Here is a 14150-nt window from a genome sequence, read left to right as displayed (position 1 = left end):
TTTATCTCCTCAGAAGAGTAGCTGCATCACCCACATTGAGAGCAGAGCGTTAATGACGCAAACCGTAATAATGTGCGGGTAATATTTCGGATTCACGCCTGCGGTACCCAGGCAGCGGCCAGTATTTTGCACCGGATTGCCCATCAAATAGATGGCGGGCAGCAGGATGGTGGCATCGTGACCGTTGAGTGAGCCGGCGGCGACCAGACTGGCGCAGACCCCCACGCCGCCGCCCATACTCATCACCGAGGCCAGAAGGACCGTTGCCGCCGCGCCCGGAAGCCCCCAGAGCGCCATGACGGGCTCGCAAACATTGCCCACGATATCCAGCAGGCCCGTCACCTTCAGTGCCTGAATAATGACAAATGCCATGACCACGTTTGGCAGCAGGCTGGTGGTCGCGATGGTAAAGCCGCGACGGGCACCATCAATAAACATGTCCATGATATTTTTACGCGGCTGGGCGATCATTATTTTCCTCCTGAATACGATGATCTTCCATACGGGCGATCCACAGTCGCAGGAAGTTAGCGCCAACAAATTTGAATACCAGAATGACGGCCAGCGGCGCGATCACCGGGACGGTAATAAACGTGAAAAGCGCGGCGCCGGAAGAAAAATAGTTGGTAATAATGGCGCTTCCGCTGGTCTGGAAGGTAGCGAAAATGGCGCGTTCATGGTCGGTAATTGCTCCGTCGTCGGTCAGCTCTTTGGTCATACCTGCCGCCGCATCGGTGTTTTGCAGGTTGGCGATAAGGGCCAGAGAGCAGATCCCCGGCACGCCAAGCAGCGGACGCAAAATAGGCGTCATCAGCTGTTGTGCGGCACGCAGTCCGCCCAGGCCTTCGGTGACGGCAATGATCCCGAGCGATAAAATGACCGAGGGCGCCAGTTCAAGGGCAAATAAAAAACCGTCTTTCGCCCCCGTTCCGCCCGTGCCGCGAAACGTCAGGGCGCCGTTGACCGGTCCAAAGCTACCGTTTAAGACGGTAAAGTCCAGCACGCGCCACCATTCAGTACTTTTGGCGAAAAAACCGGAGAAAAATACGATGGTGAGTACAAACGCCAGATAGCCTACCCATGTCACTTTTTCCTCTCCTGAGGATGATGCACTCATGAAACCCCCTTTTTCATTGCGTACAAAAGTTGTACGTCGCACCACTAAATACGATCGAGGGCTAAAACACGATATCCCAAAGGCTATTATCAGAATTCATTTAAGATGTCGGAGGAGTGCCTGGCGGAATCTGGTTCGCAGAAATGCTCGGCATTTTTCTTTTGGTCATCTTTTAGGTATAAGATTTAGACACGGACAACTACTGTCCAGCTTATTGAAAACGAGGAATAACATGCGCGTAAAAGTCTGTGCAGGGATTGTAGGGGCAGCATTGCTGCTGGCGGGTTGTAGCTCCAGCAATGAGCTGTCGGCGGCGGGCCAGGGTGTTCGCTTTGTAGAAGATAAGCCGGGTAGCGAATGCCAGCTGTTAGGTACGGCCACGGGCGAGCAAAGCAACTGGATGTCGGGACAGCATGGTGAAGAGGGCGGCTCAATGCGCGGTGCGGCGAATGCCCTGCGTAATCAGGCTGCGGCGATGGGCGGCAATGTGATTTACGGCGTGAGTAGCCCAACGCAGGGAATGCTCTCCAGCTTCGTGCCAACCGCCAGCCAGATGAGCGGCCAGGTCTACAAGTGCCCAAACTGAGTTAACGTGGTGATGGCGCTGCGCCCGGACGCTGCAGGTCAGGTAAGCGTAGCGCCAACTGCCTTTTAGTGCTGCCGCAGCTGCAAATCCAGCGGCGTCTTGCTCGGTTCTCCGCCAATCTCGCGTGCCAGTTTAGGCACCATATAACCTGAAACCAGCGTTAACAGCTCGCGCATAATCTGTCGGGCTTCTTCATCGGTCACCATGAAGTGCGCCGCACCCTGCACGCGATCCAGCACATGCAGATAATAGGGCATCACGCCCGCATCAAACAGGGCGTTACTGAGGTCGGCCAGCACGCGGGCGCTATCATTTACCCCACGCAGCAGCACGCTCTGGTTCAGCAGCGTGACCCCCACCTTACGCAGGCGCGCCATCGCCGCGCGAAATGCATCGTCAATTTCATTCGCGTGGTTAATATGGTTCACCAGCAGCACCTGCAAGCGGGATTGCGCCAGGCGCGACACCAGTCCGTCAGTAATGCGTGCCGGAATGACAATCGGTAAACGGCTGTGAATACGCAGACGTTTGATGTGCGGGATGGCCTCAAGCTGGGTTAACAGCCAGTCCAGCTCATGATCTTTTGCCATCAGCGGATCACCGCCGGAAAAAATAATCTCATCCAGCTCTGAATGGGCGGCGATATAGTCCAGCGCGACCTGCCAGTTACGCTTATTTCCCTGGTTTTCGGCGTAAGGGAAGTGCCGACGGAAGCAATAGCGACAATTTACCGCGCAGCCGCCTTTGACCAGCAGCAGGGCGCGGTTGAGATACTTATGCAGTAAACCCGGTACCACACTGTTCTGCTCTTCCAGGGGATCGGTGCTGTACCCTGGTGCAGTAATGAACTCATCCTGCAAGGTAATGGTTTGTTTTAAAAGCGGATCGTCAGGATTGCCTTTCTCCATGCGCGCAACAAACGCGCGTGGAACGCGCAGGGCGAAAAGGCGCTTTGCCTCGCGGCCCGCAAGCAACTCTGGGTGCTGATCGAGGTCTAAAAGACGCAGCAATTCATCAGGACTGGTGATTACATCGGCAAGTTGCGATAACCAATCTTCTCTGGACGGGGTGTTTAGGGTTACAATATGCGCCATTTTGTGGCTTAGCTACCAGTTAACAAATTTAGAGGGCCTTATGGCAACGTACTATAGCAACGATTTTCGTGCTGGTCTTAAAATCATGATGGACGGCGAACCGTACGCGGTTGAAGCCAGCGAATTCGTTAAACCAGGTAAAGGCCAGGCATTCGCACGCGTTAAGCTGCGCCGCCTGCTGACCGGTACCCGCGTTGAGAAAACTTTCAAATCTACCGACTCCGCTGAAGGCGCAGATGTTGTGGATATGAACCTGACTTACCTGTACAACGACGGTGAGTTCTGGCACTTCATGAACAACGAAACCTTCGAGCAGCTGTCTGCTGACGCGAAAGCGATTGGCGATAGCGAAAAATGGCTGCTGGATCAGGCTGAGTGCATCGTGACCCTGTGGAACGGTCAGCCTATCGCTGTTACTCCACCAAACTTTGTTGAGCTGGAAATCGTTGAAACCGATCCAGGTCTGAAAGGTGACACTGCCGGTACTGGCGGTAAACCAGCGACGCTGTCTACCGGTGCTGTGGTTAAAGTGCCACTGTTCGTACAGACTGGCGAAGTGATCAAAGTGGATACCCGCTCCGGCGAATACGTATCACGCGTGAAGTAATAGTCAGGGCGCAGCGCCCGCTGCGCCTGATTTTTGCAGGCAGGGATGATGAAACGTACCGTTAAAATTCTGCTTCTGTTAGCGCTCTCCAGTGCATTACTTTCCGGCTGTAACACCACGCGCGGCATGGGGGAAGATATCCAGGATCTTGGGCATATCATTTCTCACGCAGCCAGCTAAACTCGTCTAATTTTCCTAAAAATGCTTCCTTGTCCGTCAATCGGCGGGATCTTGTCTATTCTTAAGTTGCTATACACAAAATAACTTTGGCTATAAAAGGAAGATATTATGGTTAAGAAGACAATTGCAGCGATCTTTTCTGTCCTGGTACTTTCTTCAGTATTAACTGCCTGTAATACCACGCGTGGCGTTGGTCAGGATATTTCTGAAGGTGGTAGTGCAATCTCTGGTGCGGCAACAAAAGCACAGCAGTAATTAATTAACGGTACGGAACCAGAAGGGTTTCGTACCGTCAGTTTTCTGTACCCTGCGGAGATAAAAACGGGGAAAAGCGCGTGTCCATATGCAGCTTCATGCGGATATTTCGCTTGTAGGTATATACCGTTTTCCCATTGATACTCAGGTGAGCGGCAATTTTTTGATTGCTTGCGCCGTCCATCCACATTGTCAGCACTTTCTCCTCCTGGCGGGTCAGCAACGGCGTGGCCACTGTTGGTCTGTGCGTGTCTGAGCCCGAAATTAACGCGTCATTAATAACCGTGGCGAGTTCCTCAAGACGGGCATTTTTCATGAGTGAAGACCAGACCGGGAAGTTCTCCAGCCAGGCCGTCATGTCTCTGTCCTCTCCCGATTGCAACATAATAAAGGGGAGTTTTTCGCTGGCATTCAGTAAGGAAGAGAATTGCTGAAAATGGGGAGTATCCTGCCTGAAACCATGCAGGTCAGCGATAACCAGTGAGGGTTTCCATTGCAGAATATGCTCTCTGGCGAGGAAAAGATTGTTCAGCCCGGTCACAACGTAATGTCCCGGGAATAAACCGGAATGATTGAGCCATGCTTCAAACCCCGCGCGGGTAAAGTGACAACGGTCAATCAAAAGTATTTTGAACATATTTTATTCGCAGTCGGCTAGTGGTTTGGCTTCCTGCCATCAGAAAGCACATCATCATAGAGAAGTCCGATGAGTAATAAATGCCTGAACTGCGCGCCTTACTGCGGCTATTTCTGGCCTTAAGGGGGTCAGCAGAAAATGATTGAAAAAAAATCGCACGTTAACCAAAATATGAGGCGTTATCTGCCTTGCGGGACGACCCGTAAGCGCTTTCTTCATCGGGGACGGCCCCAACTTATTTAAGTTAAGGAGCCTGAGATGTCCTGGATTATTCTTTTTATTGCCGGCCTGCTCGAAGTGGTATGGGCGATTGGTCTTAAGTACACCCACGGTTTTACCCGCCTGACGCCCAGCGTCATTACCGTTTCTGCGATGATTGTGAGTATTGTTCTGCTCTCATGGGCGATGCGTTCCCTGCCCGTGGGAACAGCCTATGCTGTCTGGACGGGGATTGGTGCCGTGGGGGCTGCAATTACCGGCATTCTGTTGCTGGGTGAGTCAGCGAGCCTGGCGCGTATCGTCAGCCTCGCCCTGATTGTGGCCGGTATCATTGGACTGAAGCTCAGCACCCATTAGTGGGGCTGTTTAACCCAGATGAGTTTCGACACATCAAACCCTTGCCGGGTCGCGACATCCAGCATCTGCTGTTTCATCTCCGACGAAATGGTTGGCGTGCGGGAAAGAATCCACAGATAGTTGCGATCCGGCCCGCAGACCAGTGCGTGACGGTACTCTCTGTCGAGCGCTATCACGTTATAGCCGCCATAGAAGGGGCCAATGAAAGAGACTTTGAGCGCGGCCCGTCGCGGGTCGCCGGTGAAGTATGCTTTCCCGACAGACTGCTGCCACATCTGCCGATCGGGGTTATAGCCCCGGTTGATAACCTGAATACCCCCATCCTCCATCGTGCTGTAATGTGCAGTCACCTTCTCTAAACCCTGTTCAAACCGATGGTCGAGGCGGGCGATTTCATACCATGTTCCGAGAAAGCGTTGTGCGTCAAAAGGCGTGACGACAGTGACACCAGGAGGTGGGGTAGGGGAACTGCAGGCAACCACTAAAAACGCGGCTGTCACCGCGGCGATAACAGGCAGAATGCGCATAGGAGTTTCCTTACTGTTTTTTGTTAAGTGTAGATGACAGCAGGGAAAATGCGGGAATTTTGCAGGCCGGGTGGGCGTTAGCACCACCCGGCAAGGTTTTACTGCAGAGCGCTCAGAATACGGTATGCCGCTTCCACGCGCGCCGGGTTCGGGTAGCTCTTGTTCGCCAGCATAACAATGCCGAGTTCCTTTTCAGGAATAAATGCGACATAGCTGCCGAATCCACCCGTCGAGCCTGTTTTATGTACCCATGATGCTTTTACTGGCGGAGCTGGAGGGTTCACTTCTGCCACCAGTAACGGTGCAAGAGCCACCTTGTTATCGCTGCCCTCCACGACGGTTTTGGCTTCTACCGGCCAGTTGAGCATCTCCCAGCCCAGACCCTGATACATGGCACCCACGCGCCAGTAGCGAGACTGTGCCAGGGCAATACCCTGTTTCAACGTTGAATCCGAAAGGGCGTCAGGGTTCATGTTGGCCTTCAGCCAGCTCGCCATATCCTGGATGTTGGTTTTGACACCATACGCTTCGGCATCCAGCATTCCCGGTGAAACGTGGATTGCTTTACCATCACGGTATCCCCAGGCGTAATGCGCCTCTTCTTCTTTCGGAACGTTAATCCATGTATGGTCCAGTTTGAGTGGCTTGAAGACCCGCTTCGTCATGGCCTGTTCAAAGTTCATACCGGAGGGTTTAACCGCGAGGGCGCCAAAAAGCCCGATGCTGGCGTTCGCATAAAGACGCGTTGTGCCTGGTTTCCACTGCGGTTGCCAGTGTTGATAGAAACGCAGCAGGGAGGTGTTATCCGTGACCTCATCCGGCACCTGTAGCGGCAGGCCACCCGCGGTGTAGGTCGCCAGATCCAACATGCGAATACCCTGCCACTGCTTGCCTGTTAGCTCGGGCCAGTACTTTGTCACGGGGTCGCCCAGCGATATTTCTCCGCGCGCAATCGCATCGCCACCTAATACGCCGGTGAAGGTTTTACTTATAGAGCCCAGCTCAAACAGGGTTTGCGGGGTGACAGGTTTGTTCGCCGTAACATCGGCCTTTCCGAAGGTAAAGTAGTGCGGCTGACCCTGATAAATCACCGCCACCGCCATGCCCGGAATGGCTTGCGCTTTCATCAGGGGGGTAACGGTACGTTCCACCACGTCAGACAGCTGTTTCTCTGACATCGGCGCGGCGAGAACAGAGCAGGAGGTGCTGAGCAGCAGGGCACAGCAAAGGGATTTTGTCTTCATCAGTTATCTTCCGTAATAGCGGTTCAAGGGAGTGTCCGGGCCCGTCAGACCTCAGTAGTCTGTTGGATTTGACTGTGGCTGACAAACGGTTAAATTTAGCATTAGCTGTTAATTTTTCTAACGGATGTAATGATGACCCGCAGCTATCTCCCGCTTAATTCGCTTCGCGCTTTCGAAGCTGCCGCCAGACACCTCAGTTTTACGCATGCTGCGATAGAGCTGAACGTGACCCACTCTGCTATCAGCCAGCACGTTAAAGCGCTGGAGCAGCATCTGAATTGTCAGCTGTTTGTCCGCGTTTCGCGCGGGCTGATGCTGACCACGGAAGGTGAAAACTTGCTGCCGGTGTTGAATGATTCATTCGATCGGATCGCCGGAATGCTGGATCGCTTTGCCAGTCATCGCGCCCAGGAGAAGCTAAAAGTGGGTGTGGTCGGCACCTTTGCTACCGGTGTTTTATTCTCGCAGCTCGCGGACTTTCGTCGCTGCTATCCGCATATCGATCTTCATCTTTCGACCCATAACAACCGCGTCGATCCCGCGGCGGAAGGGCTGGATTATACGATTCGCTACGGTGGCGGGGCGTGGCACGGCACTGAAGCGCAGTTCCTGTGTTCTGCACCGCTGTCCCCGCTTTGCTCACCCGATATTGCTCTCGGGCTCCAGTCTCCGGCCGACATTCTGAAGTTTACCCTGCTGCGCTCCTACCGACGCGACGAATGGTCGGCGTGGATGCAGGCGGCAGGTGAACATCCCCCGTCACCCACGCATCGGGTGATGGTCTTTGATTCGTCCGTGACCATGCTGGAAGCCGCGCAGGCAGGTGTGGGCATCGCCATAGCACCTGTGGATATGTTTACCCATCTGCTCAATAGCGAGCGTATCGTGCAGCCGTTTGCCACCCGGATTGACCTGGGGAGTTACTGGCTCACGCGATTACAGTCGAGGGCTGAAACCCCCGCAATGCATGAGTTTGCTCAATGGCTGGTGGGAAAAATGCAGAAATAAAAGGCCCGCCGGAGGGCGGGCCAGATGTATCAGATAGTGACCACGGCAATCAGCGTCACCACGGTCAGGATGGTCGCCAGACCATAGAATACCCATTTACCGCTTGGTACATGGATTTTCAGGTCATGCATCGCATGGTGAATACGGTGCAGGCCACACCACAGCGGCAGGACGATCATCAGGAAGATGAATACCCGACCAATAAAGCTGCTCGCAAACGCCAGCACGCGTTCGTAGCTCAGCGCATCGCCTGGGAATAACCCCAGCGGCAGCATAATCCCGACCAGCAGAATGATCACCGGCGCGATGATGGCGCTCCACATGCCGCCTGCGCCAAACAGGCCCCAGAAGACCGGCTCGTCTGAACGTTTTGGATTTGGATTAATCACAGTCGTCTCCTTACCAGAACAGTGCGACAAACAGAATGACCACAGTGACCAGGATCGTCACTCCCCATAGCCCTTTAATCACCGGCTCTGGCCCCATTTTCTCGCCTTTTACGATGATGTTTGCCGCTTTTGGCGCCAGTTCAAACCAGGTTTTGGTATGAAGCAGCGCTGCCGCGAGCACGATCAGGTTCAGAATTACGATGATGGGGTTTTGCAGGAAACCGACAAAGTTCGCCCAGGTTTCCGGCCCGTGCTTGAGGGCAAAAACGCCATACATCAGCTCAAGGCTGAACCAGACCGCCGGTACCGCCGTGCCTTCACGCAGCATGTAGAAGCGATAAAACGGCAGGTTTTTCCACCAGGTGGACGGCACTGGCCGTACATAGGCTTTGCGTTTAGTCGTCATCATGCACTCCTTAGCGTGGTTTCAGGGTAGCGATAAGAAAGTCTTTCGAGCTTTCCACTTTACCCTGCTGAATTGCGGCGGCCGGGTCGACATGCTTCGGACAAACTTCGGAGCAATAACCCACAAAGGTACAGGTCCAGACGCCGTTCTGGCTGTTAAGCTGCGCCATGCGTTCTTTTTTACCGTGGTCGCGGCTGTCTTCGTTATAGCGGTGCGCCAGGGTAATGGCGGCCGGGCCGATGAACTCAGGGTTCAGGCCAAACTGGGGACAAGCGGCATAGCACAGGCCGCAGTTGATGCAGCCGGAGAACTGATGGTATTTCGCCATCTGCGCTGGTGTCTGGGTATTGGGTCCCTGATCCGGGGTACGCGGGTTGCCAATGATGTACGGCTTAATCGCTTCCAGACTTTCGATAAAGTGCGTCATATCGACCACCAGATCGCGCTCGATTGGGAAATTACCCAATGCTTCAACCTTGATGCCTTTGGTGTAATCGCGCAGGAAGGTTTTGCATGCCAGCTTCGGCACTTTGTTGACCATCATGCCGCAGGAGCCGCAGATTGCCATGCGGCAGGACCAGCGGTAGCTCAGGTCCGGTGCCAGGTTATCTTTGATATAGCCGAGCGCATCCAGCAGGGAGGTTTGCTCGTCATAAGGCACTTCATAGAAAGCGCTGTGGGGGGCGGTATCCACTTCCGGATTGTAGCGCACCACTTCAACTTTCAGTTTTTGCATCTCAGCCATTCGCCTTCTCCTTCTTCTCGGCGGCTTCTGCTTCTGCGCCGTACACGCGTTTAGCCGGCGGCAGCGTGGTGATTTTCACGTCGCTGTAGTCCAGGCGCGTTGTGCCATCCGCATCGCGCCAGGCGAGAGTGTGTTTCAGGAAATTGACGTCGTCACGTTCGGTGCAGCCTTCGTCCAGACGCTGGTGCGCCCCACGCGACTCTTTACGCGCCAGCGCAGAGTGCGCCATACATTCCGCGACGTTCAGGCCGTGGCCCAGCTCAATGGTATAGAGCAGGTCGGTATTGAAGACGCTGGAGGTGTCGGTGATGCGCACGCGCTTGAAGCGCTCCTGCAGCTCCGCCAGCTTGTCGACGGTTTTCTGCATCAGCTCAGGGGTACGGTAGATACCGCAGCCTTCTTCCATCGACAGACCCATTTCATCGCGGATCTTCGACCAGTTCTCGTTACCTTCCTGGTTCACCAGGTCTTTCAGGCGTTTTTCAACGTCTGCGACCTGCGCATCCAGCGCGGCACCGTTAGCTTCGCCTGCGGTTGCGGCACGCTCCATTGCGCGTTCGCCCGCCATGCGGCCAAAGACCACCAGCTCTGCCAGCGAGTTAGATCCCAGACGGTTGGCGCCGTGCAGACCCACAGAGGAACATTCGCCCACCGCAAACAGGCCCTGAATACGGGTTTCGCACTGCTGATCGGTTTCGATACCGCCCATGGTGTAGTGTGCAGTTGGGCGAACCGGAATCGGCTCTTTCACCGGGTCGACGCCCACATAGGCTTTCGCCAGCTCACAGATAAACGGCAGACGTTCCAGCAGTTTCTTCTCGCCCAGGTGACGCAGGTCAAGGTAAACCACGTCGCCGCGCGGCGTTGAGATGGTGTTGCCTTTGCGCCACTCGTGCCAGAAGGCCTGAGAAACTTTGTCGCGCGGGCCGAGTTCCATGTATTTGTTCTTCGGCTCGCCAAGCGGCGTTTCCGGACCCATACCGTAATCCTGCAGATAGCGGTAGCCGTTTTTGTTGACCAGAATACCGCCTTCACCGCGGCAGCCTTCCGTCATCAAAATGCCGGACCCTGGCAGACCGGTTGGGTGATACTGCACAAACTCCATATCACGCAGCGGCACGCCGTGGCTGAGCGCCATGCCCATGCCGTCACCGGTAACGATGCCGCCGTTGGTGTTATAGCGGTACACGCGTCCCGCGCCGCCCGTTGCCATCACCACCGCGTTAGCGCGGATCTGAACGAGCGTGCCTTCCATCATGTTCATTGCCACCAGGCCGCGCGCATGCCCGTCATCAACCAGGATATCGAGGACGAAATGTTCATCAAAGCGCTGAATTTGTGGGAACTGAAGGGAGGTCTGGAACAGGGTATGCAACATGTGGAAGCCGGTCTTATCGGCGGCGAACCAGGTGCGTTCAATCTTCATTCCGCCGAAGCGGCGGACGTTGACGCTGCCGTCCGGACGGCGGCTCCACGGACATCCCCACTGCTCAAGCTGGGTCATCTCCGTTGGACAATGATGGACAAAGTAGTCAACGACATCCTGTTCGCAAAGCCAGTCGCCCCCTGCAACCGTGTCGTGGAAATGGTATTCAAAGCTGTCATGATCCTGCGCAACGGCGGCGGATCCTCCTTCTGCGGCAACAGTGTGGCTGCGCATCGGATAGACTTTTGAAATCAGTGCGATTTTAGCGTTTGGATTAGCCTGCGCTGCAGCAATCGCAGCACGTAATCCAGCCCCGCCAGCGCCAATTACGGCAAGATCGGCTTGAAAAGTTTGCACGACATTCCTCCAGATTTTTGTTATTTCGCAACGCGACAAACTAAAGGTAGTTCACCCGTCCAAAGGGACGATTGCGAAAGCGTTTCCACTGCTCCTTTATGGGTAAAAGAGTATAACCGTGTAGATGTCAGGGAAATTTGACGTGTTCGATTTTTTTGCTGTTCTGTGCGGTGATTTATCATGGTGATTGATGAATTACGTCACGAAATAATCAACCTAAATGAAATGCGCTTTTTTACTGCGCAAAATTTGTCTCTGTCCCTGCTAACGAGTAGACTTCGTGCCCTTGTCTGAAATCGGAGAAAAACTCATGAGCGAAACGGCCACCTGGCAGCCGAGCGCATCCATCCCAAATCTGTTAAAACGCGCTGCAATTATGACGGAGATCCGCCGTTTCTTTGCCGACCGCGGCGTCCTGGAGGTGGAAACCCCGTGCATGAGTCAGGCAACGGTGACGGATATTCATCTGGTCCCGTTTGAAACCCGTTTTGTTGGTCCTGGCCACTCTCAGGGCATGAATCTGTATCTGATGACCAGCCCGGAATACCACATGAAACGCCTGCTGGCGGCGGGGTGTGGTCCGGTGTATCAGCTGTGCCGCAGTTTCCGAAATGAAGAGATGGGTCGTCACCATAACCCGGAATTCACCATGCTGGAGTGGTACCGCCCGCATTATGATATGTACCGCCTGATGAATGAGGTGGACGATCTGCTGCAGCAGGTACTGGAGTGTTCAGAAGCAGAAACGCTCTCTTATCAGCAGGCTTTCCAGCGCCATCTGGAAATCGATCCGCTGTCGGCGGACAAGGCCCAGCTGCGCGAAGTGGCGGCAAAACTGGATCTGAGCAACGTGGCGGATACCGAAGAGGATCGCGACACGCTGCTGCAACTGCTGTTCACTTTTGGTGTTGAACCACTGATTGGCAAAGATCGCCCGACCTTCGTTTACCATTTCCCGGCAAGCCAGGCGTCACTGGCGCAGATCAGCACCGAAGATCACCGCGTAGCGGAGCGTTTTGAGGTCTATTACAAAGGCATTGAGCTGGCGAACGGTTTCCACGAACTGACCGACGCGCGTGAACAGCAGCAGCGTTTTGAGCAGGATAACCGCAAGCGCGGCGCGCGTGGTCTGCCGCAGCAGCCAATTGATAACAACCTGCTGGAAGCGTTAAAAGCCGGTCTGCCGGACTGCTCAGGCGTAGCGCTGGGTGTTGACCGTCTGGTAATGCTGGCCCTTGGCGCAGAGCAACTGGGCGATGTGATTGCCTTTACGGTCGATCGCGCGTAAAGAATTGCCGGGTGGCGCTATCGCTTACCCGGCCTACGCTTCTGGTGGCAATTATCCTTTCCATTTCGTCATGGCAACATTAAAAACTGCCATTTTCTGTGTACACGGGTCTTTTTCTTAAATTGCTTCGTATAGCCACAATATTTGTCTGGTCATCTGCTAACATCCGCGCAGTTTAATTCCTCTTCGGATGGTTATATGTCCCACTCACTCAAAAAAATGACCCTTACCGGGCTCATACTGATGATTTTTACGTCAGTTTTTGGCTTTGCTAACAGCCCGTCGGCTTTCTATCTGATGGGCTATAGCGCGACGCCGTTTTATATCGTTTCTGCTCTGTTCTTCTTTATCCCGTTTGCGCTAATGATGGCGGAGATGGGCTCGGCTTACCGAAAAGAAGAGGGCGGTATCTATTCGTGGATGAACAACAGTATCGGCCCGCGTTACGCGTTTATCGGGACGTTTATGTGGTTTTCATCCTACGTCGTGTGGATGGTCAGCACGGCGGCCAAAGTCTGGGTGCCGTTCTCCACGTTTCTTTTTGGTACGGATAAAACGCAGGTCTGGTCTCTGGCAGGGCTGAGCTCCACGCAGGTCGTCGGTATTCTGGCGGTCTTCTGGATGGTGATGGTCACGCTGGTGGCGTCGAAAGGTATCAACAAAATTGCCCGTATCACCGCGGTTGGTGGTATTTCAGTGATGTGTCTGAACCTGGTGCTGCTGCTGGTGAGTATCGCTATTCTGTGCCTGAACGGCGGGCATTTTGCGCAGGAGGTCAATTTTGTTTCATCCCCTAATCCGGGTTATCAGTCCGGGCTGGCTATGCTCTCCTTTGTGGTGTTTGCCATCTTCGCTTACGGTGGTATTGAAGCGGTAGGCGGGCTGGTCGACAAGACCGAGAACCCGGAAAAGAACTTCGCCAAAGGGATTATTTTTGCCGCTATCGTGATTTCCATCGGCTATTCACTGGCCATTTTCCTCTGGGGCGTCAGCACCAACTGGCAACAGGTGTTGAGCAATAACACCACTAACCTCGGCAACATTACCTATGTGCTAATGAAAAGCCTGGGGATGACCCTGGGGCAGGCCATGAACCTGAGCCCCGAGGCGGCATCGGTAATGGGAGTCTGGTTTGCGCGTATCACCGGCCTGTCGATGTTCCTCGCCTATACCGGCGCATTCTTCACGCTTATCTACTCGCCGCTGAAAGCGATCATTCAGGGTACGCCTAAAGCGCTGTGGCCAGCACGCATGACGCAGTTGAACACCGCAGGAATGCCAGCTAACGCTATGTGGATGCAGTGTCTGCTGGTCTGCATGTTCATCCTGCTGGTGTCTTTTGGTGGCGATACGGCGTCTGCGTTTTACAACAAGCTGACCCTGATGGCGAACGTGTCGATGACGCTGCCCTACCTGTTCCTGACCCTGGCGTTCCCGTTCTTCAAAGCGAAGCAGGATCTTGAGCGTCCGTTTGTGATCTTCAAAACCCGCGCGGCAACGCTGCTGGCGACCACGGTGGTGGTGCTGGTCGTGGCGTTTGCCAACATCTTTACCGTTATACAGCCCGTGGTTGAGGCGAATGACTGGAACAGCGCGTTGTGGATGGTGGGTGGGCCGATCTTCTTCTCGCTGCTGGCGATGGGGATTTACGAGAATTACCGTCGACGCTCGCAGGCGTTCGTCACGGAAGTGGCATAGCGCTAAAATA

18 protein-coding genes are annotated in these 14150 nt (G+C 54.4%); 8 read left to right on the top strand and 10 right to left on the bottom strand.

Features of this window, described 5'->3' with window-relative positions:
• Positions 1-9: 9 nt before the first annotated feature.
• Positions 10-471, bottom strand: a complete 462-nt coding sequence (locus A4308_RS00935; RefSeq protein ID WP_014882203.1) for a YjiG family protein — start codon at positions 469-471, stop codon at positions 10-12.
• Positions 452-1117, bottom strand: coding sequence for a nucleoside recognition domain-containing protein (locus A4308_RS00930; protein WP_045134435.1), 666 nt, complete (start codon positions 1115-1117; stop codon positions 452-454). Before A4308_RS00930 ends, A4308_RS00935 begins: the two co-directional genes overlap by 20 nt.
• A gap of 232 nt (positions 1118-1349) precedes the next feature.
• On the opposite strand from A4308_RS00930, the gene A4308_RS00925 reads away from it, so the two are divergent.
• Positions 1350-1703: a DUF4156 domain-containing protein gene (locus A4308_RS00925; RefSeq protein WP_014882205.1), complete on the top strand. Its 354-nt coding sequence runs from the start codon at positions 1350-1352 to the stop codon at positions 1701-1703.
• Positions 1704-1768: 65 nt separating this feature from the next.
• Here A4308_RS00925 and epmB read toward each other — a convergent pair whose 3' ends face one another.
• Positions 1769-2797: an EF-P beta-lysylation protein EpmB gene (gene epmB, locus A4308_RS00920; RefSeq protein ID WP_045282251.1), complete on the bottom strand. Its 1029-nt coding sequence runs from the start codon at positions 2795-2797 to the stop codon at positions 1769-1771.
• A gap of 40 nt (positions 2798-2837) precedes the next feature.
• Between epmB and efp the strand changes: the two genes are divergently transcribed.
• The 3 genes from efp to ecnB all read left to right on the top strand — a co-directional run bounded on the left by efp (position 2838) and on the right by ecnB (position 3839).
• Complete coding sequence (efp, locus tag A4308_RS00915) at positions 2838-3404, top strand: elongation factor P (protein ID WP_014882207.1); 567 nt, start codon at positions 2838-2840, stop codon at positions 3402-3404.
• A gap of 48 nt (positions 3405-3452) precedes the next feature.
• The gene (locus tag A4308_RS00910) at positions 3453-3584 is read left to right on the top strand and encodes an entericidin A/B family lipoprotein (RefSeq protein WP_013095266.1); all 132 of its coding nucleotides are present in this window, start codon (positions 3453-3455) and stop codon (positions 3582-3584) included.
• Positions 3585-3692: 108 nt separating this feature from the next.
• On the top strand, positions 3693-3839 hold the full coding sequence (ecnB, locus tag A4308_RS00905; protein ID WP_003025482.1) for a lipoprotein toxin entericidin B: 147 nt from the start codon (positions 3693-3695) through the stop codon (positions 3837-3839).
• A 37-nt stretch (positions 3840-3876) separates the two neighbouring features.
• On the opposite strand, the gene A4308_RS00900 is transcribed toward ecnB, so the two are convergent.
• Positions 3877-4476, bottom strand: coding sequence for a response regulator transcription factor (locus A4308_RS00900; protein ID WP_045134434.1), 600 nt, complete (start codon positions 4474-4476; stop codon positions 3877-3879).
• A 258-nt stretch (positions 4477-4734) separates the two neighbouring features.
• Here A4308_RS00900 and sugE point away from each other — a divergent pair, with 258 nt between their 5' ends.
• Entirely contained in the window at positions 4735-5052 is a 318-nt protein-coding gene (gene sugE, locus A4308_RS00895; protein ID WP_045269679.1) for a quaternary ammonium compound efflux SMR transporter SugE, read from the top strand.
• Here the strand turns inward: sugE and A4308_RS00890 are convergent.
• Both A4308_RS00890 and A4308_RS00885 read right to left on the bottom strand, forming a co-directional pair.
• Complete coding sequence (locus A4308_RS00890) at positions 5049-5579, bottom strand: lipocalin family protein (RefSeq protein WP_014882210.1); 531 nt, start codon at positions 5577-5579, stop codon at positions 5049-5051. The two genes, sugE and A4308_RS00890, sit on opposite strands and share 4 nt — an antisense overlap.
• A 98-nt stretch (positions 5580-5677) precedes the next feature.
• Positions 5678-6823, bottom strand: coding sequence for a cephalosporin-hydrolyzing class C beta-lactamase ACT-143 (locus A4308_RS00885; RefSeq protein ID WP_045282250.1), 1146 nt, complete (start codon positions 6821-6823; stop codon positions 5678-5680).
• 132 nt (positions 6824-6955) lie between these two features.
• Here A4308_RS00885 and ampR point away from each other — a divergent pair, with 132 nt between their 5' ends.
• Positions 6956-7831: a LysR family transcriptional regulator AmpR gene (gene ampR, locus A4308_RS00880; protein WP_014882212.1), complete on the top strand. Its 876-nt coding sequence runs from the start codon at positions 6956-6958 to the stop codon at positions 7829-7831.
• A 29-nt stretch (positions 7832-7860) separates the two neighbouring features.
• Here ampR and frdD read toward each other — a convergent pair whose 3' ends face one another.
• From frdD to frdA, 4 genes are read right to left on the bottom strand one after another with little or no spacing between them, the layout of a single operon-like run.
• Entirely contained in the window at positions 7861-8220 is a 360-nt protein-coding gene (gene frdD / locus A4308_RS00875) for a fumarate reductase subunit FrdD (protein ID WP_000609653.1), read from the bottom strand.
• Positions 8221-8230: 10 nt separating this feature from the next.
• Positions 8231-8626 (bottom strand): fumarate reductase subunit FrdC, encoded by a 396-nt coding sequence (gene frdC, locus A4308_RS00870; RefSeq protein ID WP_014882213.1) that lies wholly within the window; start codon positions 8624-8626, stop codon positions 8231-8233.
• A 10-nt stretch (positions 8627-8636) separates the two neighbouring features.
• Positions 8637-9371: a fumarate reductase iron-sulfur protein gene (frdB, locus tag A4308_RS00865; protein WP_014882214.1), complete on the bottom strand. Its 735-nt coding sequence runs from the start codon at positions 9369-9371 to the stop codon at positions 8637-8639.
• Positions 9364-11154, bottom strand: a complete 1791-nt coding sequence (gene frdA / locus A4308_RS00860; RefSeq protein ID WP_014882215.1) for a fumarate reductase (quinol) flavoprotein subunit — start codon at positions 11152-11154, stop codon at positions 9364-9366. The genes frdB and frdA overlap by 8 nt, the downstream gene beginning before the upstream one ends.
• Positions 11155-11464: 310 nt before the next feature.
• Here frdA and epmA point away from each other — a divergent pair, with 310 nt between their 5' ends.
• Together epmA and yjeM are read left to right on the top strand one after the other, a co-directional pair.
• Positions 11465-12442 carry an elongation factor P--(R)-beta-lysine ligase gene (epmA, locus tag A4308_RS00855; protein WP_014882216.1) on the top strand — a complete coding sequence of 326 codons (978 nt, stop codon included), beginning with the start codon at positions 11465-11467 and terminating at the stop codon, positions 12440-12442.
• Positions 12443-12640: 198 nt separating this feature from the next.
• The gene (yjeM, locus tag A4308_RS00850) at positions 12641-14140 is read left to right on the top strand and encodes a glutamate/gamma-aminobutyrate family transporter YjeM (protein WP_023336678.1); all 1500 of its coding nucleotides are present in this window, start codon (positions 12641-12643) and stop codon (positions 14138-14140) included.
• Positions 14141-14150 lie beyond the last annotated feature (10 nt).

The organism is Enterobacter sp. ODB01 (genome assembly GCF_001623605.1).
GTDB classification, from domain to species: Bacteria; Pseudomonadota; Gammaproteobacteria; order Enterobacterales; family Enterobacteriaceae; genus Enterobacter; species Enterobacter kobei.
This window is presented reverse-complemented; position numbering and strand designations above follow the sequence as displayed.

Excerpts from the sequence above, each read along its gene's own strand:
- yjeM (WP_023336678.1), top strand. The coding sequence starts at position 12,641 with ATGTCCCACTCACTCAAAAAAATGACCCTTACCGGGCTCATACTGATG.
- epmB (WP_045282251.1), bottom strand. The coding sequence starts at position 2,797 with ATGGCGCATATTGTAACCCTAAACACCCCGTCCAGAGAAGATTGGTTA.
- A4308_RS00885 (WP_045282250.1), bottom strand. The coding sequence starts at position 6,823 with ATGAAGACAAAATCCCTTTGCTGTGCCCTGCTGCTCAGCACCTCCTGC.
- frdC (WP_014882213.1), bottom strand. The coding sequence starts at position 8,626 with ATGACGACTAAACGCAAAGCCTATGTACGGCCAGTGCCGTCCACCTGG.
- A4308_RS00935 (WP_014882203.1), bottom strand. The coding sequence starts at position 471 with ATGATCGCCCAGCCGCGTAAAAATATCATGGACATGTTTATTGATGGT.
- A4308_RS00910 (WP_013095266.1), top strand. The coding sequence starts at position 3,453 with ATGAAACGTACCGTTAAAATTCTGCTTCTGTTAGCGCTCTCCAGTGCA.
- sugE (WP_045269679.1), top strand. The coding sequence starts at position 4,735 with ATGTCCTGGATTATTCTTTTTATTGCCGGCCTGCTCGAAGTGGTATGG.
- A4308_RS00930 (WP_045134435.1), bottom strand. The coding sequence starts at position 1,117 with ATGAGTGCATCATCCTCAGGAGAGGAAAAAGTGACATGGGTAGGCTAT.
- epmA (WP_014882216.1), top strand. The coding sequence starts at position 11,465 with ATGAGCGAAACGGCCACCTGGCAGCCGAGCGCATCCATCCCAAATCTG.
- A4308_RS00925 (WP_014882205.1), top strand. The coding sequence starts at position 1,350 with ATGCGCGTAAAAGTCTGTGCAGGGATTGTAGGGGCAGCATTGCTGCTG.
- A4308_RS00900 (WP_045134434.1), bottom strand. The coding sequence starts at position 4,476 with ATGTTCAAAATACTTTTGATTGACCGTTGTCACTTTACCCGCGCGGGG.
- A4308_RS00890 (WP_014882210.1), bottom strand. The coding sequence starts at position 5,579 with ATGCGCATTCTGCCTGTTATCGCCGCGGTGACAGCCGCGTTTTTAGTG.
- ampR (WP_014882212.1), top strand. The coding sequence starts at position 6,956 with ATGACCCGCAGCTATCTCCCGCTTAATTCGCTTCGCGCTTTCGAAGCT.
- ecnB (WP_003025482.1), top strand. The coding sequence starts at position 3,693 with ATGGTTAAGAAGACAATTGCAGCGATCTTTTCTGTCCTGGTACTTTCT.
- efp (WP_014882207.1), top strand. The coding sequence starts at position 2,838 with ATGGCAACGTACTATAGCAACGATTTTCGTGCTGGTCTTAAAATCATG.
- frdB (WP_014882214.1), bottom strand. The coding sequence starts at position 9,371 with ATGGCTGAGATGCAAAAACTGAAAGTTGAAGTGGTGCGCTACAATCCG.